The organism is Micromonospora sp. NPDC006431 (assembly GCF_042870725.1).
Taxonomy (GTDB): Bacteria; Actinomycetota; Actinomycetes; order Mycobacteriales; family Micromonosporaceae; genus Micromonospora.
Genome location: NZ_JBIAHQ010000005.1, coordinates 310,571 through 336,466, shown reverse-complemented (window position 1 = coordinate 336,466; position 25,896 = coordinate 310,571). Strand labels below are relative to the sequence as shown.

At 74.4% G+C, this 25,896-nt stretch carries 22 protein-coding genes; 16 read left to right on the top strand and 6 right to left on the bottom strand.

The features are described from left to right. The first annotated feature begins 4 nt into the window (after nt 1-4). The 7 genes from ACFYM6_RS13130 to ACFYM6_RS13100 all read left to right on the top strand — a co-directional run bounded on the left by ACFYM6_RS13130 (nt 5) and on the right by ACFYM6_RS13100 (nt 6,666). A complete protein-coding gene (locus tag ACFYM6_RS13130) occupies nt 5-1,390 on the top strand; it encodes an efflux RND transporter periplasmic adaptor subunit (protein WP_387275046.1) in 1,386 nt (461 codons plus the stop codon). Next, nucleotides 1,387-2,298: an ABC transporter ATP-binding protein gene (locus ACFYM6_RS13125; RefSeq protein ID WP_387275044.1), complete on the top strand. Its 912-nt coding sequence runs from the start codon at nt 1,387-1,389 to the stop codon at nt 2,296-2,298. Before ACFYM6_RS13130 ends, ACFYM6_RS13125 begins: the two co-directional genes overlap by 4 nt. Further along, nucleotides 2,295-3,479 carry an ABC transporter permease gene (locus ACFYM6_RS13120; RefSeq protein ID WP_387275043.1) on the top strand — a complete coding sequence of 395 codons (1,185 nt, stop codon included), beginning with the start codon at nt 2,295-2,297 and terminating at the stop codon, nt 3,477-3,479. The genes ACFYM6_RS13125 and ACFYM6_RS13120 overlap by 4 nt, the downstream gene beginning before the upstream one ends. A gap of 234 nt (nt 3,480-3,713) precedes the next feature. Next, nucleotides 3,714-3,923, top strand: a complete 210-nt coding sequence (locus tag ACFYM6_RS13115) for a helix-turn-helix domain-containing protein (RefSeq protein WP_073834429.1) — start codon at nt 3,714-3,716, stop codon at nt 3,921-3,923. Nucleotides 3,924-4,143: 220 nt separating this feature from the next. Beyond that, nucleotides 4,144-4,245, top strand: a complete 102-nt coding sequence (locus tag ACFYM6_RS13110; RefSeq protein WP_007465623.1) for a 30S ribosomal protein bS22 — start codon at nt 4,144-4,146, stop codon at nt 4,243-4,245. Between the two features lie 120 nt (nt 4,246-4,365). After that, on the top strand, nt 4,366-5,436 hold the full coding sequence (locus ACFYM6_RS13105) for an NAD-dependent epimerase/dehydratase family protein (protein WP_387275040.1): 1,071 nt from the start codon (nt 4,366-4,368) through the stop codon (nt 5,434-5,436). A 372-nt stretch (nt 5,437-5,808) separates the two neighbouring features. Further along, nucleotides 5,809-6,666 (top strand): lysophospholipid acyltransferase family protein, encoded by an 858-nt coding sequence (locus ACFYM6_RS13100; RefSeq protein ID WP_387275096.1) that lies wholly within the window; start codon nt 5,809-5,811, stop codon nt 6,664-6,666. Nucleotides 6,667-6,676: 10 nt separating this feature from the next. Here the strand turns inward: ACFYM6_RS13100 and ACFYM6_RS13095 are convergent, their stop codons facing one another. The 3 genes from ACFYM6_RS13095 to ACFYM6_RS13085 all read right to left on the bottom strand — a co-directional run bounded on the left by ACFYM6_RS13095 (nt 6,677) and on the right by ACFYM6_RS13085 (nt 9,992). Continuing rightward, a complete protein-coding gene (locus ACFYM6_RS13095) occupies nt 6,677-7,555 on the bottom strand; it encodes an HAD family hydrolase (protein ID WP_387275038.1) in 879 nt (292 codons plus the stop codon). A 252-nt stretch (nt 7,556-7,807) separates the two neighbouring features. After that, nucleotides 7,808-8,677, bottom strand: coding sequence for a DUF5667 domain-containing protein (locus tag ACFYM6_RS13090; protein WP_387275036.1), 870 nt, complete (start codon nt 8,675-8,677; stop codon nt 7,808-7,810). Nucleotides 8,678-8,954: 277 nt separating this feature from the next. Next, nucleotides 8,955-9,992 (bottom strand): ECF subfamily RNA polymerase sigma factor, BldN family, encoded by a 1,038-nt coding sequence (locus ACFYM6_RS13085; RefSeq protein WP_387275034.1) that lies wholly within the window; start codon nt 9,990-9,992, stop codon nt 8,955-8,957. Between the two features lie 548 nt (nt 9,993-10,540). On the opposite strand from ACFYM6_RS13085, the gene ACFYM6_RS13080 reads away from it, so the two are divergent. The 3 genes from ACFYM6_RS13080 to ACFYM6_RS13070 are packed head-to-tail and all read left to right on the top strand — an operon-like array spanning nt 10,541 to nt 13,091. Then, nucleotides 10,541-12,175 carry an AMP-binding protein gene (locus tag ACFYM6_RS13080; protein WP_387275032.1) on the top strand — a complete coding sequence of 545 codons (1,635 nt, stop codon included), beginning with the start codon at nt 10,541-10,543 and terminating at the stop codon, nt 12,173-12,175. After that, nucleotides 12,162-12,419 (top strand): glutaredoxin family protein, encoded by a 258-nt coding sequence (locus ACFYM6_RS13075; RefSeq protein WP_357438445.1) that lies wholly within the window; start codon nt 12,162-12,164, stop codon nt 12,417-12,419. Before ACFYM6_RS13080 ends, ACFYM6_RS13075 begins: the two co-directional genes overlap by 14 nt. Nucleotides 12,420-12,440: 21 nt before the next feature. Beyond that, the gene (locus tag ACFYM6_RS13070) at nt 12,441-13,091 is read left to right on the top strand and encodes an HAD family hydrolase (RefSeq protein WP_387275030.1); all 651 of its coding nucleotides are present in this window, start codon (nt 12,441-12,443) and stop codon (nt 13,089-13,091) included. A gap of 141 nt (nt 13,092-13,232) precedes the next feature. On the opposite strand, the gene ACFYM6_RS13065 is transcribed toward ACFYM6_RS13070, so the two are convergent. Both ACFYM6_RS13065 and ACFYM6_RS13060 read right to left on the bottom strand, forming a co-directional pair. After that, on the bottom strand, nt 13,233-13,892 hold the full coding sequence (locus ACFYM6_RS13065; protein ID WP_387275094.1) for a LuxR C-terminal-related transcriptional regulator: 660 nt from the start codon (nt 13,890-13,892) through the stop codon (nt 13,233-13,235). 52 nt (nt 13,893-13,944) lie between these two features. Then, nucleotides 13,945-15,249, bottom strand: coding sequence for a sensor histidine kinase (locus ACFYM6_RS13060; RefSeq protein ID WP_387275029.1), 1,305 nt, complete (start codon nt 15,247-15,249; stop codon nt 13,945-13,947). Nucleotides 15,250-15,636: 387 nt separating this feature from the next. Between ACFYM6_RS13060 and ACFYM6_RS13055 the strand changes: the two genes are divergently transcribed. The 6 genes from ACFYM6_RS13055 (at nt 15,637) to ACFYM6_RS13030 (ending at nt 22,645) form a co-directional block, all read left to right on the top strand. Beyond that, nucleotides 15,637-16,407, top strand: coding sequence for a redox-sensing transcriptional repressor Rex (locus ACFYM6_RS13055; RefSeq protein WP_387275026.1), 771 nt, complete (start codon nt 15,637-15,639; stop codon nt 16,405-16,407). Next, nucleotides 16,404-17,777 carry a glutamyl-tRNA reductase gene (locus ACFYM6_RS13050; RefSeq protein WP_357438434.1) on the top strand — a complete coding sequence of 458 codons (1,374 nt, stop codon included), beginning with the start codon at nt 16,404-16,406 and terminating at the stop codon, nt 17,775-17,777. Before ACFYM6_RS13055 ends, ACFYM6_RS13050 begins: the two co-directional genes overlap by 4 nt. Beyond that, complete coding sequence (hemC, locus tag ACFYM6_RS13045; RefSeq protein ID WP_387275023.1) at nt 17,774-18,769, top strand: hydroxymethylbilane synthase; 996 nt, start codon at nt 17,774-17,776, stop codon at nt 18,767-18,769. Before ACFYM6_RS13050 ends, hemC begins: the two co-directional genes overlap by 4 nt. Further along, nucleotides 18,766-20,346 (top strand): uroporphyrinogen-III synthase, encoded by a 1,581-nt coding sequence (locus ACFYM6_RS13040; RefSeq protein ID WP_387275021.1) that lies wholly within the window; start codon nt 18,766-18,768, stop codon nt 20,344-20,346. Before hemC ends, ACFYM6_RS13040 begins: the two co-directional genes overlap by 4 nt. Nucleotides 20,347-20,358: 12 nt before the next feature. Beyond that, nucleotides 20,359-21,342, top strand: coding sequence for a porphobilinogen synthase (gene hemB, locus ACFYM6_RS13035; protein ID WP_387275019.1), 984 nt, complete (start codon nt 20,359-20,361; stop codon nt 21,340-21,342). A 649-nt stretch (nt 21,343-21,991) separates the two neighbouring features. After that, nucleotides 21,992-22,645 carry a helix-turn-helix transcriptional regulator gene (locus ACFYM6_RS13030; RefSeq protein WP_387275017.1) on the top strand — a complete coding sequence of 218 codons (654 nt, stop codon included), beginning with the start codon at nt 21,992-21,994 and terminating at the stop codon, nt 22,643-22,645. Here the strand turns inward: ACFYM6_RS13030 and ACFYM6_RS13025 are convergent. Continuing rightward, nucleotides 22,595-25,867, bottom strand: coding sequence for a lamin tail domain-containing protein (locus tag ACFYM6_RS13025; protein ID WP_387275016.1), 3,273 nt, complete (start codon nt 25,865-25,867; stop codon nt 22,595-22,597). The genes ACFYM6_RS13030 and ACFYM6_RS13025 overlap by 51 nt on opposite strands. Nucleotides 25,868-25,896: the final 29 nt, after the last annotated feature.

The window sequence follows — 25,896 nt, the reverse complement described above, 5'->3', positions numbered from 1 at the left end:
GCCGGTGGCCCGCCCCGACCCGCCGCGGCTGCCCGCGGCCACCCGCCCCCGCCTCGTCACCGCCCTGCTCGCCGTCGTCGTCCTGGCCGGCACCACCGCCGCCTCGTGCGGCGACGACAACTCCCCGATCGCGGTGGCCCAGGTGGGTCGGTCCCCGGTCGCCGAGGTGATCGACGCGCCGGCCACCGTGACCGCCCGGGCCGCCGCCACGCTCACCGCGCCCGCCGACGGCACCCTGGCCAGCCTGCGCGTCCAACCCGGCCAGCGGGTCAGCCGCGGCCAGGTGCTCGCCGTGATCGACTCGCCGTCCGCGCAGGACCGGCTCCGGCAGGCCCGCGCGGCGCTGCGCGCGGCGAAGCAGGCCGGCCGGGGCGTCGGCGTCGGTGACCTGGGCGGCAGCCGGCGCGGCACCGACCGCGCCGCCGCCGAGGCGTTCGACGCCGCGCGCCGGGCGGCCGGGAAGATCGGCGATCCGCAGCTGCGGTCCGCGCTGCTGCTCCAGGTCGAGTCCGCCCAGCGGCAGTACGAGTCGGCCGCCCGCGCCGCCGACCGGGCGGTCGCCGCCGTGCAGCGCGGGATGGCCGGGCTGAACAGCGCCGTCGGCGCCCTGTCGACCGCGCAGCGCCTCCAGGCCCAGCAGGCGTACGACCTGGCGAAGGCGACCGTCGACGCGTTGACGCTGCGGGCCCCGATCGCCGGGGTGGTGCAGCCGGGCGGCACCCGGGCCGCGGCCCCGACCGACCTCACCGGCCTGCTCGGGGCGGCCGGTGGTGGCGCGGCGGGGATCGACCCGTCGGCGTTCGGGTCCACCGGGCAGGGCGGCCCGCCGGCAGGCGTGGACGACGCGGTGCCGGCGGGCGGCCGGGTCACCGCCGGCACGCCGGTCCTCACCATCGTGGACACCGGGCAGCTCGGCCTGCTCGCCGAGGTCGACGAGACCGACGTGCTGCTGGTCCGGGCCGGTCTCACCGCCGCCGTGGAGCTGGACGCGGTCACCGGGGCGACGTACGACGCCACCGTCCGCTCGGTCGACGTGCTCCCCACCAGCTCGGCCCGCGGCGGCGTCACCTACCGGGTCCGCCTCGGCCTCGGCGCCGGGCGGCTCGGCGAGGGCGAGTCAGCGCCCACGCCCCGCCCCGGCATGAACGCCGTGGTGCACCTCCGGGTCCGCGAGGCCGCCGACGTGGTGGCCGTACCCGCCTCGGCGGTCTTCTCCGCCGACGGCCGGGACGCGGTCTGGGTGCTGCGGGACGGCCGGGCCGACCGGGTGCCGGTCACCGTCGGCGTGCAGGGGCCGGACCTGGTGCAGATCGTCCGCGGAGTGCAGGCCGGCGACCGGATCGTGGTACGCGGGACCGACCAGGTCCGCGACGGCCAGGAACTGAGATGACCCTGCCCGTCGGGGTGCCGGCCATCGAGGCGGTCGACGTGTCCCGGACGTACCAGCTCGACGGGGTGTCCGTGCCCGCGCTGCGCGGGGTGTCGCTCACCATCGACCCCGGCGAGTACGTGGCGGTGGTCGGGCCGTCCGGCTCGGGCAAGTCGACGCTGATGCACCTGCTCGGCGGGCTGGACCGGCCCACCGACGGCCGGCTGGTGATCGGCGGCCGGGACGTCGCCACGCTCTCCGCGCCCGAGCTGGCCACGCTGCGTAACGAGACCATCGGCTTCGTCTTCCAGGCGTTCCACCTGCTGCCCCGGACGTCCGCGGTGGACAACGTGGCGCTGCCCCTGGTCTACCGGGGGATCGGGGCGCGGCAACGGCGCGACCGGGCCGCGGCGACGCTCGGCCGGGTCGGGCTCGGGCACCGGCTGCACCACCGGCCCAACCAGCTCTCCGGCGGTGAGCAGCAGCGGGTGGCGATCGCCCGCGCCCTGGTCACCGACCCGGCGGTGCTGCTCGCCGACGAGCCCACCGGCAACCTGGACAGCGCCACCGGGGAGGCGGTGCTGGAGCTGCTCGAACGGTTGAACGCCGAGTCCGGGGTGGCCCTGGTGATGGTGACCCACGACCAGGAGGTGGCCGCCCGGGCCCGCCGGCAGATCGCCGTACGCGACGGCCGGGTGCGGTCGGACGTCGTTCATGATCGACCGCTGTCCGGTGCCGTCGGTCGACCTGCGACACTGGACGGCGCTCCCAGCGCGGGGCCCCGGTCCGTGTCCGGAAGCGGCCCGGGGCACCCGTCCGGTGGCTCCGGTGGCGCCGCCGGAGCCACCGGACGCCTTTCCCGCCCGCCCTCGGGCCGTACCGCCGAGGGCGCCGGCGGCGACGAACCCCAGGCTGGGGGCGGGTCGTGAGGCTCGCCGAGGCGTGGCGGGTGGCGCTGGACGCGCTGCGGGCCAACCGGATGCGCAGCGCGCTGACCATGCTCGGGGTGATCATCGGCGTCGCGTCGGTGGTGCTGCTCGTGGCCATCGGCACCGGCACCAAGCAGAAGGTCGAACAGCAGGTGGAGGGGCTCGGCTCGAATCTGCTCCTGGTGGTCCCCGGCAAGCTCGACGTCGGCACCGCCCCGGTGGTCTCGCCGCTGACCCTCAAGGACGTGGACGCGGTCTCCCGGGTGGTGGGCGACCCGGGGCGGGTGGCCGTCACCATCGCCTCCGGCGCGACCGCCCGAGCCGGCGCCCGCTCCGACTTCACCACGGTGCAGGGCGTGCTGGAGACCACCCCGGCCGTCTTCACCCGCTCGCTGGCCCGGGGCCGCTACCTCACCGGCGCCGACGTGGACACCAGCCGCCGGGTCGCGGTGCTCGGGGCGTCGGTGGCCCGCGCGCTCTTCCCCGACCGGGACCCGCTCGGCCAGCAGATCGCCTTGGCCGGGGTCCGGTTCCGGGTGATCGGCGTCTTCACCCCGCTCGGCCAGAGCCTCGGGGTGGACCGGGACGGCGAGGTGCACATCCCGGTGACCGCCGCGCAGCGGCTCTGGGGCACCCAGCGGGTCGACGGCATCGCGGTCAAGGCCCCCGACCGGGAGCGGATCGACCAACTCGGCGACCGGATCGTCGCCGAGCTGTCCCGCCGGCACCCGGACACCGAGTTCAGCGCCGTGACCCAGCAGCAGATCCTCGGCGTGCTCGGCGACATCCTCGGCGTGCTGACCGGCGTACTGGCCGCCATCGCCGGCATCTCGCTGCTGGTCGGCGGCGTCGGGGTCTCCAACATCATGCTCGTCTCGGTACGCGAGCGGACCCGCGAGATCGGCCTGCGCAAGGCGGTCGGCGCCCGGCCCCGGGACATCGGGGTGCAGTTCCTGCTGGAGGCGGTGCTGCTGACCTCGATCGGTGGGTTGACCGGGATGGCGCTCGGCGTGGGCACCGCGCTCCTGGTCGACGCGGTCTCGCCGATCCCGGCCGCGATCACCTGGTGGTCGCTGGCGCTCGCCTTCGGGGTCTCGGCGGCGGTCGGCATCGTCTTCGGGGTGGTCCCGGCCCAGCGGGCCGGCCGGCTGGATCCGGTGGTGGCGCTGCGGGCCGAGTGACCCGTGCGGCGCCCCGGCCGCAGGCCGGCTGCCAGGAACCGGACGTGGCACCCGTACGGGCGGAAAACGGCAGGTCAACGGCGGTAAAACGGAGAACGGCCCATGATCAAAGGGAGGAAGGGATCGCGCCGGTCACAGCCGTCCCGCTACCGTACTGGTAACACGCGCGTCGCTCGCCCGGCCGGATCAACCGGCCCGGCGGCACGCGCCGGGCATGGGATTGGTCGGTGAGCCATGGCCGGGTCGCAGTCCGACGGTCGGCTGTCGGATGTCAGGTTCCTGACCGTCGCCGAGGTGGCGACGGTGATGCGGGTGTCCAAGATGACGGTCTATCGCCTCGTGCACAGCGGTGAGCTGACCGCGGTCCGGGTCGGCCGCTCGTTCCGGGTGCCCGAGCACGCGGTGCACGAGTACCTCCGCGGCGCGTTCCAGGAGAGCGCCTGACCGCGGCGCCGGCCGCGCCGCCGAGTGCGACGTAACGGGCATCGACGGGGGCGCGTTGGTCCTGCTGACGCACTCCGGCTACCCTGGACCCCGACCGTGACCGCACCCTGGTGTGCCCTGCCACCATGCTGGTCCTGTCCATTGTCCGCAAGCGGTCACCGACGCCACCCGCGGTGGTGTCATCCGGTCCGCCCCGCACGTTGCATCGAAAGGCTGTCGTATGGGCTCGGTGGTCAAGAAGCGCCGCAAGCGCATGGCTAAGAAGAAGCACCGCAAGCTGCTGCGCAAGACCCGCGTCCAGCGTCGCCGTCTCGGCAAGTGACCGGGGCCGGGCCCCGGCCCGGCGCTCGGCAGCACTTGCCAACTGTCGACCCTCGGAGGCTCAGGTGATCAGGCCGTGGATGTCCCGGCTCGATCCCGCCTGCCGCGCAAGGCGCACGACATGACCCCCGGTGGCACCTCGGGTGCTCCGGGGGTCGTCGTCGTGACCGGGGTCGGCCGCTACCTCGGCGCGCACGTGGCCGCCCGCCTCGCCGCCGACCCCCGCATCGACCGCGTCATCGGGGTCGACCCAACCCCCAACCCCGAGTTCGCCGACCTGCTCGACGGCGTCGAACGGATCCGTCTCGACCTCGACTCCCTCGGCGGTCTCCTCGCCGACCTCGACGTGGACGCGGTGGTGCACCTGGCGCTGGTCACCGCCCCCGACCCGCAGCACGGCGGCCGGGCGGCGATGAAGGAACAGAACGTCATCGGCACCATGCAGCTGCTGGCCGCCTGCCAGCGTGCGCCCCGGCTGCGCAAGCTGGTGGTCCGGTCGTCGACCGCCGCGTACGGCGCGTCGTTCCGCGACCCGGCGGTCTTCACCGAGGAGACCGAGCCGCGTGAGGTGCCGCGCGGCGGGTTCGGCCGCGACATCCTCGACATCGAGGGGTACGTCCGCGGGTTCCGCCGCCGCCGGCCCGACGTCACCGCGACCGTGCTGCGGTTCGCGCCGTTCATCGGCTCCACCGCGGACACCACCCTCACCCGTTACTTCGCGCAGCCGGTCGTGCCCACGGTCTTCGGCCGGGACCCGCGGCTCCAGTTCGTCCACATCGACGACGCGCTGGAGGTGCTGCACCGGTCGGTCGCCGAGGAGCACCCGGGGACCTACAACGTCGCCGGGCCGGGGGTGCTCTCCCTCACCCAGGCCATCCGGCGGGCCGGTCGGGTGGCCGTACCGGTGCTGGAGCCGGGCCTCTCCGGGGCTGCCGCGATCGCCCGCAGCCTGGGCTTCGGCCGGTACGGGTTGGACCAGGTCGACCTCTTCGTGCACGGTCGGGTGGTGGACACCAGCCGACTGGAGCGCGAGTACGGCTTCACGCCCCGCTCCACCGCCGCCGCCTTCGACGACTTCATCCGCGCGCACCACGGCGGCGTCGTGGTGACCCGGGCCCAGCTCGCCGCGGCCGAGGAGTTGGTGCTGGAGAGCATCCGGCAGGTCCGGTCCGCCGTCCGGGAGCGGCCGTGAGCGAGCGGAGCGAGCGAACCATCAGGCTCAGCGCGTTGAGGCCTCATGCCGCTGCCGACCGAAGGGAGGCGGTGGCATGAGCGAGCGGAGCGAGCGAACCATCAGGCTCAGTAGCGCGGCGCCTCGCGCCGCCGCGGAGCAGAGCGAGGCGGCGGCGTGAGCGGCGCCGAGGAGCGGGGCGAATCCCGCTACGACGTTCCGCTGACCGTGCCGAGGCCGGACGGGGAGCCCGCGCGGCGCAACGGGCACCGGCGCTCGACGGCGGCCGCCCCCGACTCGGCGTCGCTGGACGAGCCGGACACCTCCGCCGACGAGCCGGCCGCCGCCGGGCCGGGCGAGGGGGCCGGGGCGGTCGCGAGGCCGGGGCCGGCCGTGCCGGACCGGCCCGGGGACCACTGGGACGGGAAGGTCGCCAAGGGGCTCGCCTTCCTGCGGCGGCGGCTCTCCGGCGACTACGAGGTGGACGAGTTCGGCTTCGACCCGCACCTGACCGGCGCGGTCTTCCACCCGCTGCTGCGGGTGCTCTATCGGGACTGGTTCCGCACCGAGGTCAGCGGCGTCGAGCACGTGCCGGACGCCGGCGCCGGCCTGGTGGTCGGCAACCACTCCGGCACGGTGGCGCTGGACGCGCTGGTGCTGTCCGCCGCGCTGCACGACCGGCACCCGGCGCACCGCTACCTGCGGCTGCTCGGGGCCGACCTGGTCTTCCGGATGCCGGTGGTCTCCGAGATCGCCCGCAAGACCGGCGGCACGGTGGCGTGCAACCCGGACGCCGAACGGCTGCTCGGCAACGGCGAACTGGTCGGCGTCTTTCCGGAGGGCTTCAAGGGGGTCGGCAAGCTCTACGCCGACCGCTACAAGCTGCAGCGGTTCGGCCGGGGCGGCTTCGTCTCGGCGGCGCTGCGTACCGGCACGCCGATCGTGCCGGTGGCGATCGTCGGCGGCGAGGAGATCTACCCGATGCTCGCCGACATCAAGCCGCTCGCCCGGCTGCTCAAGCTGCCGTACTTTCCGGTGACCCCGACCTTCCCCTGGCTGGGTCCGCTGGGCATGGTGCCGCTGCCGAGCAAGTGGCTGATCCAGTTCTGCCCGCCCATCCCCACCGCGCACCTGCGCGAGTCGGCCGACGACCCGCTGGTCGTGTTCAACCTCGCCGACCAGGTGCGGGAGACCATCCAGCAGACCCTGCACAAGCTGCTCGAACGCCGCCCCGATCCGTTCGGCCCCTGACCCGGCGGGTTCAGCCGGCGCGGTGGCGCCGGCGGTGCAGCGCCAGGCCGGCGGTGACCGCGCCGGCGATCAGCCCGGCGGCGGCCGTCGACGGTACGGCGATCTTGACTGCCCGGCGCCCGGTGCGGAAGTCGCGAACGACCCAACCATGCTGGCGAGCCTGCCGCAGCAGCGCCGGATCCGGGTTGACCGCCACCGGATGCCCCACGACGGACAGCATCGGCAGGTCGTTGGCGGAGTCGCTGTAGGCGGTGCAGCGGCCCAGGTCCAGCCCCTCGACCCCGGCGAGCTGCGTGATCGCCTCGGCCTTGGCCGGACCGTGCATGAGATCGCCGGCCAGGCGGCCCGTGTACGCCCCGTCGACCACCTCGGCGACCGTGCCGATCGCCCCGGTCAGCCCGAGCCGGGCCGCGATCACCCGGCCGATCTCCACCGGGGCGGCACTGACCAGCCACACCCGCTCACCGGCGTCGAGGTGCCGCTGGGCCAGCCGGCGGGTGCCGGCCCAGATCCGCGGGGCCATCAGCTCGTCGAAGATCTCCTCGGCGAGCCGTTCCACGTCGTCGACCCGCCAGCCTTGGACGAAGGCGAGCGCCGCCTCCTTCGCCTGGGACATGTCCCCGGCGTGCTCGGTGGCGAGCAGCCGGAACTTCGCCTGCTGCCAGGCGAACCGGGCCAGGTCACCGGTGGTGAAGTACTTCCGGGCGGCCAGCCCCCGGGCGAACCAGTAGATCGACGCGCCCTGCATCATCGTGTTGTCCACGTCGAAGAAGGCGGCGGCGGTGGGGTCGGGCGTCTGGGTGGCCGGGGGCGCCCCCAGGGTCTCCGACCAGCCGGCGGTGTGGCCGTGGACGTCGGTGCTGATCGTCACCTTCCGGGCCCGGGCCATGGCGACCTCCTCCCGTCGGCGAGCGCGAACGTGTTCCCCGGCGAGCCTATCCGGCGCGCTGTGACGGCCGGGTGTCCGCGTGGCGAAGTGTGGCGCGAGCGGCTCCGGCCACCACGCGGGAGCGCGGACGGCTCGGCGCGGTGGCGCGAGACGGCTCGGCGCGGTGGCGCGAAACGGCTCCGCGGAGGAGCGAACGGCTCGGTGCGGTGGCGCGAACGGTTGCCGCCGCCGCGCCGGCCCGGCGGCCGGCGGTCAGCGGTCGCCGGGGCAGCTGACCGGGGCGGGGCCCAGCGCGTCGCTGGCGGCTGGTGCCGGTAGCCCGCAGGCGATCGCCGCGCGGAGCCCATCAGCGCGCCGGCCCACCACGTCGAGCAGGGCGAGCGACCGGCGGGTGCGGTCCTGGTAGGTGTGATCCACCCGGTCGAGCAGACCACTGACCGCGTGCCGCTGACCGGTCAGGAACGCGTCGATCGCGTCCAGCGGGGCCGGGTCGGAGCGTTGCGCGGCCACCGTGGTCAGCAGGCGGATGCCCTGCCGGGTGTCGGCGTCCATGTCGTCCAGGACGGTGCTGAAGCCGAACCGGTCACCGTGGACGGTGGCTGCCTCGTCGAGCCGGGTCCGGGCGAAGTCGAGGAAGAGCTGTCCGCGGCTGATGTCCGAGCTGGTCAGGGCGAGCTGAGCGCGCTCGGTCGAGCGCTTCATGCCGTAGAGGGCGTCGCCGGGCAGCGCGTTCTCGCTGGCGAAGGAGATGCCGGAGAGGGCGACCGCCCCGGCGGCCACGCCGACCAGGATGGCCCCGCGGGCGCGGATCCGCCGGCCGGTCGCCGCCGGCAGCAGGGAGCCGCGGGCGCCGGTGCTCGCCGGGGCGGTACCGGCCTGCGCCGGGGTGCCCACGCCCTCCCGCTCGGCGGTGGCGACCAGCATCGCGCGCAGCCCGGCGCGGAAGTCCGGGTCGACCTCCACAGCCGGCCGGTCGGTGGCGAGCCGCTGGCCCACCGCGACGAGTGGGGCGAGTTCGTCGTCGGCCCGGGAACGGACGTGGTGCCGCCGGCCGCCGTTGGCCTCGTCGAGGAGTTGCGCGAAACGCTCGGCCCGCCGACGGGAGAAGAGGTTGCTGTCCACCGCAGGCACCCCCTCTCACTGGTCACGGCCGGACGGCCGTCGTCGTCACCAGCGACCGGTGGCAGCGAACGCCGACGGCTGGCCCAGACGGCCGACCGTGCGCACCGGACCGGGTGGGCCGGGGGACGCCGGACAACCACTGGTCGCACCCGGAGAAACGGACCGCGCCGGTCAGCGGTTACGGGGCGGCCGGTGGCGAAATCACAAAGCGTGATCGTCGTCACGGGCAGCGGAGCCCGCAGCGCGGTGTCCCGCCGGGGCGGGGAAGCGGTGTGGATCAGGGCTGGAAGCCGTCGGGCAGCAGCCGGGCCAGGGCCCGCACCGCCCGGTACTGCAACGCCTTGATGGCGCCCTCGTTCTTGCCCATGGCACGGGCGGTCTCGGCCACCGAGAAGCCCTGGAGGAAGCGGAGCACGATGCACTCCTGCTGCTCCGGGTTGAGCTGCTTCACCGCGGTGAGCAGCGCGACGTTGGTGATGTGCTCGACGACCGCGGCCTCCGGGCTGCCCTCCGGCCCCCGGTCCTCCCGGTCGGCGTCGAGCACGTCCCCGGTGGTGACCTCCAGCCGGTAGCGGCCGGACTTGAAGTGGTCGGCGACCAGGTTGCGGGCGATGGTGACCAGCCAGGCGCCGAGGTCGCGCCCCTGCCAGGTGAAGCTGCCGATCCGCTTGAGCGCGCGGAGGAACGTGTCCGAGGTGAGGTCCTCGGCGAGCTGGCGGTTGCCGACCCGGAAGTAGACGAAGCGGAAGACCGTGTCGACGTACCGGTCGTAGATCAGGCCGAACGCCTCGGACTCGCCGGCCTGCGCCCGCTCGACCAGGGCCCAGACCTCGGTGGCCGGGTCGGACGGGTCGGGGCGGCTCGGGTAGCCGGTGGCCGGGGCCGCGGTGGCGGGCACCGCGGGCAGCACCGCGGTGTCGGCGGCCGGCACCGCCGGCAGGATGGCGGTCTCCCCGGCCGACGGGTCGGCGGTGGTTGGGCCGTCGCCCGGGCGCCGGCCCTGCGCCGGCATGGTCGGCCGGGACGGGGCGCCGAGCCGGCCGGCGGCCGGCTTCGCGTTGCCGCCGGGGACCGCCGGGCGCGGCGGCGCCTCGTTGTGGTGGGAGCGGTTGCGGACCCGCCGGGCCCCCTCGCCCCGCACCGCGAGGCCCCATCCGTCGGGCGCGGTGCGCGGGGCCTGCGACAGCTCCAGCTCGGCGCGCCGAGCGCCGCGCGGCGACCGGGCGCCGTCGGGCTCCAGCCGCTCGTTCACGGGGATCCGCTGGGTCGGGCCGGTCACCCCGGTCGGCCGTTCCGCGTAGCCGAAGGTGGTCACCGCGCCTCCCCGATCCAGACGGGGCACGGCCGCACCGGCCGCCGCGGCGTCGCGGCGGGACCGGGTACGCCCCGGCCGGGCAGGGTCGTCCCGGGACGTGCCGACGGGCGGCAGATCCCCTTGAGGTGCTGGTCCAATGCGCTCACAGGCACGGGGGCCTCCTCGGGCTGAGGGGTGTCGACTCACGGCAAATCGGGTGAGCCGACCCGAGTGATGATAGGGCCAACGTCACCCACGCGTGGCAAGTCCGTTACACAGGGCGGAAGTATTTCCGCTCGTGTCGCACCGATGGCGGACCCGTTGTCCGTCGTGTGCGGTTGACTTTCGCATCGGAACCTGGTTCTGAGTGGAAAGTCCTGGTCGGAGCGGTTTTCGTATCGCCCTCGGCGTGTCGCGGCGGCTGTCCGGAGGGGACGGCCCCGCGTGCCCGGACAGCGGGCCGGACGGGCCACCGCGCGGTCCCGTCCGCAGGACCGGGGTGGGCGGGCCGGCGCGGCCGGCGTTCGGGGCGTGGCCGGGTGGACGTGGCTGTGCCAGACTCAGCCACCGTGCAGGACGCAGTCGACAGTTCCGCGCCGAACCTCGCCGACCGGCTCCGCCGGGCGGCCGTCGCTCACGGTGACCGCCCCGCGTTGCACTGGCGCGACCGGACCCTGACCTGGTCTCAACTGGACGCGGCGGTCACCGCCACCGCCCGGGCACTGGCCGGAGCGGCGCGGCCGGCGGTCGGCGACGAGCACCCGCCCCGGGTCGCGATCGCCTTCGGCAACACCCCGGACTTCGTGGTCGCCTACCTCGCCGCGCTCCGGGCCGGCCTGGTGGCGGTGCCGGTCAACCCGGGCTTCACCGCCCGGGAACTGCGGCACGTGCTCGCCGACTCCGGGGCCGCCGTGCTGGTCTGCGCGGCCGAGGTCCGCGACCGGGTGAACCGGGCCGACCTGCCCGCGCTGGCCGCCGTGTACACCGCCCCGCCGGTCACCGGCGGTGACGGCCCGGTCGACCTCCCCACCCGGGGCGGGGACGACCTCGCCGTCCTGCTCTACACCTCCGGCACCGAGGGCCGGCCCAAGGGTGCCATGCTGTCGCACCGCGCCCTGGCCGCCAACCACGGGCAGGTCGGCCGGATCGACCCGCCGGTGGTCGGCCCCGACGACACCGTGCTGCTCGCCCTGCCGCTGTTCCACGCGTACGGCCTGAACTCCGGGCTCGGGGCTGTGCTGCACCACGGGGCGACCGGGGTGCTGGTCGACGAGCTGGGCCCGGACGGGGCGCTCGCCGACCTCGCCCGGCACCGGGTCAGCGTGCTGGTCGGCGTACCGTCGATGTTCCTGACCTGGGCCGAGGCGGGCGCGGCGGGGGCGGCGGCGCTGGCCTCGGTGCGGGTGGCGGTGTGCGGGGCGGCCCCGCTGCCGCCGGCGGTCGCGGCGCGCTTCACCGAGACCACCGGGCACCGGGTGCACGTCGGGTACGGCCTCACCGAGACCGCCCCGGTGCTCACCTCCACGCTGGTCGGCGGCCAGCCCAAGGCCGGGTCCATCGGCCGCCCGCTGCCCGGCGTGGGGCTGCGCCTGGTCGGGCCGGACGGCGTGGACCTTTGGCGGGACGGCGTGCCCGCCGTCGAGGAGGACGCCGACGAGCTGGACCTCGCCGACGGCGCGGAGGGCACCGACCCGGGGCAGATCGTGGTCCGGGGCGACAACCTGTTCGCCGGCTACTGGCCGGACGGGCGGGGCGGGCCGGACGCGGACGGCTGGTGGGCCACCGGCGACGTGGCGTACGCCGACGCCGACGGGGACCTGTTCCTGGTCGACCGGCTCGGCGAGTTGATCCTGGTCAACGGCTTCAACGTCTACCCGCACGAGGTGGAGTCGGTGCTCCAGGCGCATCCCGGGGTGGCCGAGTCGGCCGTCCTCGGGGTGCCGCACCCGCGGACCGGCGAGACTGTCCAGGCGTACGTGGTGCGGGCGGCCGGCTCGACGGCGACGGCGGAGGAGTTGCTCGGCCACTGCGCGCGTAACCTGGCCCGGTTCAAGTGCCCGACCGCCGTCGAGTTCGTCGACAGCCTGCCTTACTCGGCGATCGGCAAGGTACGCAAGACCGAGCTCCGCCCGGCGGCGCCCCCGGTGCCGTCACCGGCCCCGCCGACCGAGATCCGCACGGAGGTACCCGATGTCCAGCCGTGACGCCCGGCTCACCCTGATCACCCGGCCCGGCTGCCACCTCTGCGAGGACGCGAAAGCGGCGCTCGACCGGGTGGTGGCCGTCACCGGCGACCGCTGGATCGAGCGGGACGTCACCGACGAGATCGAGCTGGAACGCGAGTACGGCGACCGGCTGCCGGTGGTGCTGCTCGACGGCAGGGAGCACGGCTACTGGCGGGTCGAGGAGGATCGCCTGCTGCGGGACCTGACCACCCCGCAGCTCTGACCGGCCGCTTATCGTGCAGCGATGACCTCGACACGCGGCCACCTGGTGTGGGACTGGAACGGCACCCTCCTCGACGACCTCGACCTGGTGGTCCAGGCCACCAACATCGCCTTCGCCAGCGCCGGCGGTCCGGCGGTCACCGCCGACGAGCACCGGGTGCGGTTCCGCCGGCCGATCGCCGACTACTACGCCGAGATGCTGGGGCAGGCGATCGACGACGACGCGTTCGGCCGGCTCGACCGGATCTTCCACGACGCGTACCGGGCCGGGCTGACCAGCTGCGCGCTGGCCGCCGACGCCACCACCGCGATCGCCGCCTGGCCGGGCAGCCAGTCCCTGCTGTCCATGTGGTTCCACGACGAGCTGGTCCCGACGGTGCACACGTACGGGCTGACCCCGCACTTCACCCGGGTGGACGGGCTGCGGTCCGCGGTAGGCGGGGGCCGCAAGGCCGAGTGGCTGGAGAAGCACCTGGCCGAGCTCGGGCTCGCCGGCCGCGAGGTGGTGCTGATCGGCGACTCGCTGGACGACGCCGACGCGGCGCTCTCGGTGGGCGCCCGCTGCGTCCTCTACACCGGCGGCCTCTCCGATCCCGCCCGCCTCCGCGCCTCCGGCCACCCCGTCGCCGACACCCTCACCCAGGCGGTAACCCTCGCCCGCACCCTCCCCTAACCCCACCCTGCCCCCTCTCCCCGCCCCCCGGCGGCTGACCCTGTTGATCATGAGGTTGGCGGCGCGACACGCCGGCGCGGCCGCCGCTAACCTCATGATCAACGCATCGGGCGGAGGTCCGGGCAGGGGAGGGGAGGGGGGTTAGGCGCGGAGGTGGGTTAGGACGGCTAGGACGCGGCGGTGGTGGTTCGTGGCGTCCTGGGGGAGGTCGAGCTTGGTGAAGATGTTGCGGACGTGCTTCTCCACCGCGCCGTCGCTCACCACCAGCGTCCGGGCGATCGCGGTGTTGGAGCGGCCCTCGGCCATCAAGGCGAGCACCTCCCGCTCGCGCGGCGTCAGCGCGGCCAGCGGGTCGTCGCGCCGCCGCCGGACCAGCAGTTGGCTGATCACCTCGGGGTCGAGCACCGTGCCGCCGGCGGCCACCCGGCCCAGCGCCTCCAGGAACTCGTCGATCGCGGCCACCCGGTCCTTGAGCAGGTAGCCGATCCCGCCACCACCGGCGCCGCCGGTCGTGGCGAGCAGGTCGTCGGCGTACGACACCTCGACGTACTGGGAGAGCACCAGGACCGGCGTACGGGGCACCCGGCGGCGCGCCTCCACGGCCGCCCGGAGCCCCTCGTCGGTGTGCGAGGGCGGCATCCGCACGTCCACCACCGAGATGTCCGGTTGGTGCGTCACCACCGCCTCGACCAGGGCGTCGCCGTCGCCGACGGCCGCCATCACCTCGTGTCCCGACTCGGTCAGCAGCCGGACCAGCCCCTCCCGGAGCAGTACGGCGTCGTCCGCGATCACCACCCGCATGGGTCCGCTGTCTATCACGTCCTCGGTCACCGGTCCGCCCTCCGGGTCCCCGTCAGCGGGGCAGTTCGGCATGGACGAGGGTGGGACCGCCGGCCGGGCTGGACACGTCGAGCACGCCGCCGGCCGCCCGTACCCGGTCGGCGATGCCGCTCAGGCCGTGCCCCTTGGCCAGGTGGGCGCCGCCGACCCCGTCGTCCGCCACGCCGATTTCCAGCCGGCCGACCCGGCTGGCCACCTCCACCCGGCAGGCCGTGGCCCGGCTGTGCTTGGCGACGTTGGTGAGCGCCTCGGCCACCACGAAGTACGCGGTGCTCTCCACCGCCGGGTCGAGCCGGCCGCCGGGCGTACCCAGGTCGTCGTCGACCAGCAGCTCGGTGGGGACCAGGGCGCGTGCGGCGAGGGCGGCCAGGGCGCTCGGCAGGCCCCGGTCGACCAGGATCGGCGGGGCGATCCCCCGGGAGAGGGCGCGCAGCTCGTCGAGGGTCTCCCGGGTCTGGGTGACCGCCTCGTCCAGGGTCCGGCGGGCGGCCTCCGGGTCGACGGCGAGCTGCTGGCGGGCCCGGCTGAGGTCCAGGGCGAGGCGGACCAGCCGCTGCTGCGGGCCGTCGTGGATGTCCCGTTCCAGCCGGCGCAGCGCGGACGCCTCGGCGGAGGCGGCGGCCCGCTTCTGCTCCTCCAGCGTGGTGATCCGGTGTCGCATCTCGGCCACGCCGGTGAGCAGGGAGCGGGCCAGGCCGGCCTGGAGCCGGGCGCAGCCCCGGGCCACCAGCGGCAGGGTGAGCAGGCAGAACAGCCCGAACGAGGTGTTCAACGCGATCCGCGGGACGGGCCCGACGCCCATTCCGAGCAGTTCGCTGAGGTCCTGCTGGCCCGGGCCGTGCGGGATCGCCCAGTCGTACGTGAAGTAGAGCGTGCCGCCGACGGCCACCGCCCACCAGACCAGCACGATCACGAAGGTGGGCAGCGTCACCAGCAGCTTGACGAAGGCGTGCAGCAGGTCGAGCCAGGACTGGGCGTCGCGCATCGGCACCAGGAGCCGCCGCCAGTAGCCCGCCCCGGGCACGGGAGTCAGGTAGACGGGGCGGACCCGGGGTTGGCGGAGCACGGCGGGCAGCCGGAGCCGCTCGAGATCGGCCAGCGCGCGGGCCGCGTACAGGGTGCCGGCGAGCACGGGCAGGCCGAGGGTGGTGACCAGCAACCCGGCGGTGAGGGAGATTCCCACCACGGCCAGCACGAAGCCGACCAGCGCCAGCGGCAGGCCGGCCAGCACGTAGCCGGAGTCGCGCAGGAGCCGCCGGCCGAGGCCGGGGGCGGGTGTGGTGGGAGTGGGCGCGGTGGCCAGCGGTACTGCGGTCATGCCCCGAGGCTATGGGCCGGCGCCCGCAGGACCCATCCCGTGCACCGGCCTCTCCGGGGTGAGGTTCTCCCTACCCCGGGTGGGGAAAACGCCCCGTTGTCCGTGACACAGCGCGACCAGGCGCGTGCGATTGGTCAGAGAAGTCGGGATTGAGCAATAATCGCCGAGCGGCGCCTACCGAGCGCGGTCAATCGATCTTGTGAAATGGAGGGGCAGGTGGAGGCACGTCGCGGGCCAGCAAGATCGCGATTTGTGCACCCCTTCACAAGCGCCTACTCTGTAGTTCCGACGCGCCCTGCTAGCACAGCCGGCACCATCGGTCGCCAGCGGGAGTCCCGAAACGACCGGCCGCCGACGCTGGTCGAGGATCGCACCGCACGGAGTCTCATGAGTCAGCACCGTCACCCTGGCGCGCCCGGTCGCGCTGGTGCCGTACCGGCGCTCCCGGACCTGCCCGAGGCGACCGTCGCTCGGCTCCCGGAGTACCTCCGTGCCCTGCACAATCTCGCCGAAACCGGCCACGAGACGGTGTCCAGCGAAGGGCTGGCCAACGCCGCCGGGGTGAATTCGGCGAAGCTGCGCAAGGACCTCTCCCACCTCGGCTCGTACGGCACCCGCGGGGTCGGCTACGACGTCGGGCTGCTGATCGACCAGATCGAGTTCGTGCTCGGGCTCACCCAGCGCCGGGCGGTCGCCCTGGTCGGCGTGGGTAATCTCGGTCACGCCCTGGCCGGCTACGACGGCTTCGCGAGCCGCGGCTTCCGGATCGCCGCGCTCTTCGACGCGGACCCGTCCCGGGTCGGCGAGGAGATCAGCGGCCTGACCGTCCGGCACGTCGACGAGCTGCCCCGGGTCGCGGCCGAGGAGTCGATCTCGATCGGCGTGATCGCCACCCCGGCGTCCGCCGCGCAGGCGGTGGCCGACCAACTCGTCGCTGTCGGCGTGACGAGCATCCTCAACTTCGCGCCGTGCGTACTCTCAGTTCCGGAGGGGGTCGACGTGCGCAAGGTCGACCTCGCGATCGAGCTGCAGATCCTGTCCTTCCACGAGCACCGCAAGGCGTCGCTGACCGCGCTCCCCGCCTCCGGCGGGTCCGCCCTCACCGCCCTGCCCGGCGGGCTCGGGGCCACCGACACCCAGGAGGCGATCGGCACGTGAAACTGCTCGTCGTCGGCGCGTCCTACCGCACCGCCCCGGTTGCCACGCTGGAGCAGCTGGCGGTCCCGCCCGCCGATCTCACCCGCACCCTGGACCGCCTGGTCGCCCAGCCGTACGTCGCCGAGGCCGTGCTCGTCTCCACCTGCAACCGGGTGGAGGTGTACGCGGCCGTCTCCGGCTTCCACGGCGGCCTCGGCGACATCTGTGCGGTCCTGGCCGAGCAGGCCGGCTGCCCGCCGGCGGCGCTCGCCAACCACCTCTACGTGCACTACGACGCCGCCGCCGTCGACCACGTCTTCCGGGTCGCCGCCGGGCTGGACTCGATGGTGGTCGGCGAGGCGCAGATCCTCGGCCAGCTCCGGGACGCCTACCACTCGGCCAGCGGCACCGACTCGGCCGGCCGGCTGCTGCACGAGCTGATGCAGCAGGCGCTGCGGGTGGGCAAGCGCGCGCACGCCGAGACCAACATCGACCGGGCCGGTCAGAGCGTCGTCACCGCCGCCCTGGACCTGGCCGCCGACCTGCTCGACGGCGACCTGGCCGGCCGGCCCGCCATGGTGGTCGGCGCGGGTGCGATGGGCTCGCTCGGCGTGGCCACTCTGTCCCGGCTGGGCGCCGGGCCGCTGACCGTGACCAACCGGGGCGCCGACCGGGCCGTCCGGCTGGCCGAATCGTACGGTGCGAACGCCGTGCCGATGGCCGAGCTGGTCGACGCGCTTTCCACAGTGGACATCGTAGTGGCCGCCACCGCGGCGACTGAACCGGTCCTCACCCGCGACGTGGTGGCCCGGGCGACGGCCCGGCGGGACGCCGGCCGGTGCCCGCTGGTCCTGCTCGACCTGGCCGTCCCGCGCGACGTCGAGGAGGGCGTCGCCGCGCTGCCCGGCGTCGAGGTGATCGACATCGACCGGATGGCGGCCATCCTCGCCGACGGTCCCGCCGCCGCCGACGCCGCCGAGGTGACCCGGATCGTCGGCGGCGAGGTCGAGGCGTTCCTCAGCTGGCTGCGCGGCGCGGACGTGGCGCCCACCGTGGCCGCGCTGCGCGGGCGCGCCGACGACGTGGTCACCGCCGAGCTGCGCCGGCTCGCCCAGCGCCGTCCCGACTTCACCGACGACCAGCGTGCCGAGGTCGCCCGCACCGTGCACCGGGTGGTGCAGCGGCTGCTGCACCAGCCGACCGTACGGGTGCGCCAGCTCGCCGCCGAGCCGGGCGGTGACCAGTACGCCGCCCTGCTGCGCGAGCTGTTCGACCTGGAGGTGCCGCAGACCTCCCCGGTCGACACCGTGCCCGACGTGGTGGCGACCGACACCGACGGCCGCTCGTCGTTCGACGCCCTGGACTTCCCGCCCACCGGAGGTGCGCGATGACCGCTCCCCTGCGCCTCGGCACCCGGGGCAGCGCCCTGGCGATGGCCCAGTCGGGCCATGTCGCCGCGGCCCTCACCGCGGCCACCGGCCGCGAGGTCGAGTTGGTCGAGGTGGTGACCGCCGGCGACCGCTCCGCCGCGCCGGTGCACCGGCTCGGCGTCGGGGTCTTCGTCTCCGCGCTGCGGGACGCGTTGACCGCCGGCGTCATCGACTTCGCCGTCCACTCGTACAAGGACCTGCCCACGGCGGAGGCCCCCGGCCTGCACATCGCGGCGGTGCCGCCCCGGCAGGACCCGCGCGACGCGCTGGTCGCCCGGGACGGCCGTACGCTCGCTGAGCTGCCGCCCGGCGCGCGGGTCGGCACCGGCGCGCTGCGCCGCATCGCCCAGCTGCACGCGCTGGGGATGCAACTCGAGGTCACCCCGATCCGGGGCAACGTGGACACCCGGCTCGGCCGGGTGCTCGGCCCGGACGCCGACCTGGACGCCATCGTCCTGGCCCGGGCCGGGCTCGCCCGGCTGGACCGGACCGACGTCATCACCGAGACGCTCGACCCGATGCTGATGCTGCCCGCGCCCGCCCAGGGCGCGCTGGCGGTGGAGTGCCGGGTCGACGACCAGGACCTGATCGAGCTGCTCGCACTGCTCGATCACGCACCGTCCCGCGCCGCGGTCGTCGCGGAGCGGGCACTGCTGGCCACCCTGGAGGCCGGGTGCAGCGCGCCCGTCGCCGCCTACGGCGTCCTCGCCGAAGGCGAGCCAACCGGCTCAACCGCCGAGGGCGATGTCGTCCAGGAGATCTACCTGCGCGGGGCGGTGATCAGCCCGGACGGTTCCCGTGACATCCGGCTGTCCCGCACCGGAACGCCCGCCGACGCGGCGGAGATCGGCAAGGCACTCGCCGCCGAACTCCTCGAACTCGGCGCCGACACGATCCTCGGCCAAGAAGGACACGCCGGTCCGGGGACCCAGCAAATTGGGAGCACAGAATGACCCGCACCCGTAAGCCCGCAGGCCGTATCGCGTTCGTCGGGGCCGGACCCGGCGACCCGGGCCTGCTGACCCGCCGGGCGCACGACGCCCTGGTCGACGCCGATCAGGTGGTGTACGACCGGGGAATCCCCGAGTCGCTGCTCGAGCACGTCCGCGCCCAGGCCAAGTCCGACGCCCAGTTCAGCCCGGCCGAGGGCGTACCGGGGGATGTGGCGAAGGTGCTGATCTCCGCGGCCCGCTCCGGGCAGAACGCGGTGCACCTGGTCGCCGGCGACCCGTTCGGTCACGACTCGGTGGTCAAGGAGGTGCAGGCGGTGGCGCGTACCGCTGCGCACTTCGAGGTGGTCCCGGGCGTCGGCCAGGCCGAGGGGGTGGCCACCTACGCGGGTGTGCCGCTGCCGGGGGTGCGGACCGTGGCGGACGTCGAGGACGTCACCGCGCTGGACTTCGACGCGCTGGCCGCGGCCGTCAGCCGGGGCTCGCTGGCCCTGGCCGTGGACGCCGGTGACCTGGCCGCCATCCGCGACGGCCTGCTGGCCGCCGGGGTGGCCGGCACCACCGCCGTCGGGGTGACCGGCGACGGCACCGGCGAGACGCAGTACACCACCACGTCGACCGTGGACTCGTTCGTCGCCGCGGCGCTCGGTTTCACCGGGCGGGTTGTGCTCACCGTCGGGGAGAGCGTCAGCCAGCGGGACAAGCTGAGCTGGTGGGAGAACCGGCCGCTGTACGGCTGGAAGGTGCTCGTCCCCCGGACCAAGGAGCAGGCCGGCGTGATGAGCGCGCGGCTGCGCGCGTACGGGGCGATCCCGTGCGAGGTGCCGACCATCGCGGTCGAGCCGCCGCGTACCCCCGCGCAGATGGAGCGGGCGGTCAAGGGCCTGGTCGACGGCCGGTACGCCTGGGTGATCTTCACCTCGGTGAACGCGGTCCGGGCGGTCTGGGAGAAGTTCGCCGAGCACGGCCTGGACGCCCGGCACTTCGGCGGCGTCAAGATCGCCTGCATCGGCGAGGCCACCGCGGACGCGGTACGGGCGTTCGGCATCCAGCCGGAGCTGGTGCCCTCGGGCGAGCAGTCCTCGGAGGGCCTGCTGGCCGAGTTCTCGCCGCACGACGAGATCCTCGACCCGGTCGGACGGGTGCTGCTGCCGCGCGCCGACATCGCCACCGAGACCCTCGCCGCCGGGCTCACCGAGCGCGGCTGGGAGGTCGACGACGTGACCGCGTACCGGACCGTCCGGGCGGCACCGCCGCCGGCCGAGATCCGCGACGCGATCAAGTCGGGCGGGTTCGACGCGGTCCTCTTCACCTCGTCCTCCACCGTCCGGAACCTGGTCGGCATCGCCGGGAAGCCGCACGCGCGTACCGTGGTTGCTGTCATCGGGCCCAAGACGGCGGAGACCGCCACGGAGTTCGGCCTGCGGGTGGACGTGCAGCCTGCGCACGCCTCGGTGCCCGATCTGGTGGAGGCGCTCGCCGCCTACGCCGTCGAGCTGCGCGAGAAGCTCGCCGCCATGCCGGCCAAGCAGCGCCGGGGCTCGAAGGTGCAGGGGCCGACCGCCCTGAGGTTCCGCTGACAGGAGGCTCCCGTGCCGTACCCCGAGATCCGGCCCCGCCGGCTGCGCCGTAACGCAGCCGTGCGGCGGCTGGTCTCCGAGACCCGCCTCGACCCGGCCGAGCTGGTGCTGCCGATGTTCGTCCGGGAGGGGCTGACCGAGCCACGAGCGGTCGCGTCCCTCCCGGGGGTGCTCCAGCACTCCCGGGACTCGCTGCGCAAGGCCGCCGTCGAGGCGGTCCAGGCCGGTGTGGGCGGGCTGATGCTCTTCGGGGTGCCCACCGGGCGGGACGCCACCGGCTCAGGCGGCCTCGACCCGGACGGCATCCTCAACGTCGCCATCCGGGACGTCGTCGCCGAGGTCGGCGACGCCACCGTGGTGATGAGCGACCTCTGCCTGGACGAGTTCACCTCGCACGGGCACTGCGGCCTGCTCGCTCCGGACGGCACTGTGGACAACGACGCCACGCTGGAGGCGTACGCCCGGATGGCGGTCGCGCAGGCCGACGCCGGGATCCACATGGTCGGTCCGTCCGGGATGATGGACGGCCAGGTCGGCGTGGTCCGCCGGGCCCTGGACGCCGCCGGCCACCAGGACGTGGCGGTGCTCGCGTACGCGGTCAAGTACGCCTCCGCGTTCTTCGGCCCGTTCCGGGACGCCGTCGAGTCGGCGCTGGAGGGCGACCGGCGCGCCTACCAGCAGGACCCCGCGAACCTGCGGGAGTCCCTGCGCGAGGTCGAGCTGGACGTGGCCGAGGGCGCCGATCTGGTGATGGTCAAGCCGGCCCTGCCGTACCTCGACGTGGTGTCGGCGGTCCGGGCCGCGGTGGACGTCCCGGTCGCCGCCTACCAGGTCTCCGGCGAGTACGCGATGGTCGAAGCGGCCGCCGCGAACGGCTGGGTCGACCGGGAGCGGGTGATGCTGGAGACGCTCACCTCGATCCGTCGGGCCGGCGCGCAGATCATCCTCACCTACTGGGCCGTCGAGGCGGCCAAGCTGCTCCGCGAGCGCTACTGAACGGCGACGGGGTTCGTTCCCAGGCTGTTATGAGGCGGTACGGCCGGGCGCCCGGGCGCGGTGCCTGCGCCGCCGCTCTGGGCGGTGCCTGCGCCGCCACTCTGGGCGGCGTCGCCAGTGCCCCGAGGCGGCATCTCCGGGGCCAGCGCGTCTGTGGCACGAGCACGCTCGGCTCGACGAATCGGCCTGGAGAGTGGACGGGTGCTGCGGCTCAGCGGCTCGTCACCCTCAGTACTGGCCTCCGTGCTCCCTGACCCCCCATTCACTCACTTTGCTCTGCAGCCATCCACGCAGCAAGCAACGCACCGTGTCCGATGCGTATGTGGCTGCAGAGCAAAGGGGGGATGGGGGTGGGTCGGGGCGGGTGCGCCGGCGGGGTCATTTGTCCAATTTGGAGTTTCTGCGGGCATTGGCTGAGGTGGTTCAGGCCTCTGGCGGCCTTGGTGGTGTCACCCAGCGTCATGTTCACGCGGAGTGACGACTAGCCGGCCCATCGGCCCGTCGGCCCGTCGGCCCGTCGGGCCGGCTCGGCCGGCGCACCAGCACGGGCCACCGACGCGGTCGCGGGGTTGTCCACAGGCACCTTGGTTGTCCACAGCCGTGCGGGTCGGGGTTGTCGCGGTGCCGCCCACGGCGAGAGCGTGGCGGCGTGACCGAGCCCGACACTCCCGAACAACCCGGCCGGACCGAGGAGACTGGGGAACCGCCCACGATGCTCACCGAGCCCTTCGACGCCCCATGGCCCGCGGCCGGGATCGTCCGGGCGGTCCGCCGCCGGGCCGACGCCAGCCAGCGGGAGCTGGCCCGATTCGCCGGGGTGCATCCGACAACCATCGGCCGGATCGAGGCGGGCTCGCTGACGCCGAGCATCGCCATGCTGCGCCGGATCATCAGCGTGGCGGGGTTCCGCCTCGCCGTGGTCGACGACTCGGGCCGGGTGCTCAAGCCCATGCGCGACCGCGCCGACCTGCGGGACGGGGCGGAGCGAAGGTACCCGTCCCACCTCGACGTCGTCACCGATCCGGAGCCGGGGGAATGGTGGGCCGACCGGTACGGCCTCGCCCGGCCACCGGAGACCTTCTATCGCGACCGGGCGGTCCGGGACGCCCTGCGCCGGCGCAGCCAGTGGGAGGTGCGGGTGGCCAAGTACCGGGGCGTACCGCCCCCGCCCCGGCCGCGACGGCGCACCCACGAGATCGGCCCGCCGTCCGGCTGGCGAGCCGGACGGCGGGCCGCTACGCGGAACGGACCGTCAGTCGTCGTTCAGGATGGTGCCGACGGCGACCGGGTCGGCGAGCCGTAGCCCCGGCACGCCCGCCACGTACAGGGTGAGCTGCTCGTCCGCCTCGCGCTTCTTGTCACCGCGGACGGTCACCGGGAAGGCGAGCGAGGTCTGGCCGGCGGCCAGCGTCCGGCAGCCCACGTACGGGTCGTAGTCCGACCCGGCCTGCGCGGTGGTGCCGTAGGTGGCGGCGCAGATCAGGACCGGCTCGGACAGCGGCCGGGACACGGTCACCGTGAACGCCAGGGTGCTGTTGCCCTTGTTGCCCTCGACCACCGAGGCGTCGGCCACGCTCAGCGACGCCCGGGAGCGGAACCGGGCCACCTGCGGGTCGTGGTCGCTGGCGCCCCGGTCACCGAGGCCCTCGGCGTCGGTCGGGTAGTCGGCGTTGATGTGCGCCGCGCGGATCTGCACCAGGTCGCCGTGGAGCTTGCCGTTGGCGAACAGGTTGTCCAGTGTCTGCGCCTGCCCATTGAAGGTGTACGAGTAGGCCGCCGCCGGCACGTCCGCCGCCAGGTCGTCCCAGAGGTTGTGCATCCCGGCCTGGTAGAGCGGGGCGAGCTGGTCCGAAGGGGTCGGGTTCGCCCCGGTCGCGATCGGGTCGTCCGGCCGCGGGAAGACGTTCAGGTCACCGCCGTAGATGACCCGGGCGTCCGGGTCGCTCGCCTCGATGGCCCGCACCAGCGCGGCCCCGTACGCGGCCTGCTCCCGCCGCTGCCCGACCCGGGTGTCCGGCCCGGACGAGTAGTGGTTGCTGATCGCGTAGAGCGGGTAGTGCTCGGCCGAGCCCGGCGCCGCCGCCACGGTGAACTTGGCCAGCTGCGCCGCCCGGGTGTAGACGTTGGCGCCGTCCACGCCGGTGGAACGGTCCACGTCGGCCGGCAGCACCGCGTTGAACGCCTTCGGGTTCTGCACGTCCGCGTTGGACGGCAGCCCCGCCGAGCGGTACTGCACGGTCGGGGCGGTGCCCAGCAGCGGGTCGGTCGCGGACGCCGGGGCCAGGGTCAGCCGGTCCGTGCGGTAGAGGAACGCCGAGGTGATGCCCCGGGCGTCCGAGCCGGTCCGGTCGTACGCCGCCGCGTAGGCGGGGCCACCGTTGGCCGTGATGGCCAGCGCCAGCTCCTGGACGGTGTCCGGCGCGCCGTCGGCGTTGTTCGTGTCGCCGCAGACCAGCTTGCCGTCGGCCACCGCGCAGATGTCCTGGTCCTCCGCCTCCTGCACCATGATCAGATCCGGGCTGTGCAGCGCGTTGACGATCTGCCGGGCCTCCACGTTCAGCCGGGCGGCGTACTCCGCCTCGCTGGCCGGCACGTAGTCGAACGGCGGGCTGACCCCGGTGCAGCCCGCGTTGCCGGCGAAGTCGCAGCCGTCGAACGGGTCATCCCGGTAGTCGTACAGGTTCTCCAGGTTGTAGGTGGCGACCGCGACCTCGGCGTGCCGGTCCGCCGGCTGCGGCGGGTTGTTCTTCGCCGGATCCGCCCCACCGGTCAGCGTCAGCTGCTCCGGCTGCACGCTGTACTTGCTGAACGCGTACGAGATGGCCCCGTAGGCGTCCTCGGTGAGCGTGTCGTACGTGCGGGCCTCGGGCAGCAGCGCGGTCGAGTCCCCGGCGGTCGCCTTCACGCCGCCGGCGCCCAGCAGGATGCGCTGGTTGTTGCCATTGTCGAAGAGCGTGCCCGGGATGTCGTCCAGCGGGTGCGCGTCCCGGAACACCCGGCGGGCGTACGGATCGGTCCGCTGCATGATCGGGTCCTCGCGGTCCACCACGTAGATCTCCGAGTCCGCGGTGGAGGCGAAGATGTGCCGTGGCGCGGACACGCCGCTGCCGGAGCGGACCCGCATCCGGGTGCCCTCGTGCCGTTCCCAGTACCGGGCGGCGGCGGCCGCGTCGGCCGGCGGCAGGGCGTCATCGACCTGCACGACGCTGTCCACGTCCAGCCCGGAGTCGAGCTTGCGGACCAGCGAGGCGCTGGAGAGCTGGGTCTGGTTGAAGAACTCCGAGACCCGGGCGCGCAGCACCACCTCGTCGCCGACGGTCGGCGCGTAGCCGCCGATCAACGTGGTGAACGAGCCCATGAAGACGAAGATGCCGTCCGAGGTGAGCGGGTCGCCGTCCTCGGTGCCCGTGCGGCTCTGCAGGTAGAAGCCGTACTGGTCGGCCCCGGCGGAGCTGCGGGTGAGCGACTTCTGGGTGATCACGCCGCGCACGTCGTAGAGAGCGGAGCTGGTGCCGTTGCCGCTGGCCGGGGCGAGCGGTGACCGGTCGGTGCTGCCATCCTCGTCGTCGCGGGTCTGGCCCTGCACCTCGCCGACCGACAGCAGGGCGGTGGCCTGCACGGTGAGGGTGCAGGTGGCGGTGCCGCCGTCGGTGTCGGTCGAGGTCACGGTGACCGCGTACGAGCCGGCCGGGAGGCCGGTCGCGGTCAGCGTCGCGGTGGCCGTGCCGCCGACCCCGGGGGCCGGGCTGAAGGCGGTACGGCTGATCGAGCCGCTCGCCGGCGCCGGGCTGACCCCGGTGACCGCCAGATCGGTGACGGCGTCGTCGAGGTCGCTGGCGGTGACCTGTCGGGTCGCCGTGCCGCCCGACTCGACGGTCAGCGTGCCGCCGCAGCCCAGCGTGGCCGGCTGGTCGACCGGGCCACCGTCGTCGATGGTGTGGCTGCCCAGCCCGTCGAAGGTGTCGGTGGGGAAGCCGGCCCACTGCACAGCCGGGTTGAACGGGTCCGACGGGTCGGTGTCGCCGGAGGTGACCGAGGGCAGCCGGCGCAGGGTGTTGTCGGCCGTGCTGATGAGCCCGGTGCCCCACTCGGTGCCCGGGTCGACGCCGACCTGCCCGATCGAGTCGAGCACGGTGCCGCCCTTGCGCAGCACGATCGCGTCGTCGCCGTTGTAGAGCGAACCGCCGTACGTCTGGTCGGCCTGGGCGAGGATCGCGGGCGCGGCCGTGGCGGCGGCGAAGACGAAGACGTCGCCGGGGGCGACGGTGCCGCTCAGCGCGACGTTCGTCGACGTGGTGGCGCCGTTGAAGAAGAACTGGAGCTGGTAGCCGCCGGCGGCCAGGTCGACCGGGGCACCGGTGCCGTTGTAGAGCTCGATGGCCTTGTTGTTGGACAGGCCCTCGACGTACTCGGAGATGAACAGGTCGGTGGGCGCGGCGCTGGCCGCTGGGGGCGCGACGCCGATGGCCGTCGCGGTGACGGCGGCGGTCGTCGCGAGCGCGGCGAAGGTGCGGCGCGGGCGCATGGGGCCTCCACGATGGGTGGGCGGGAACT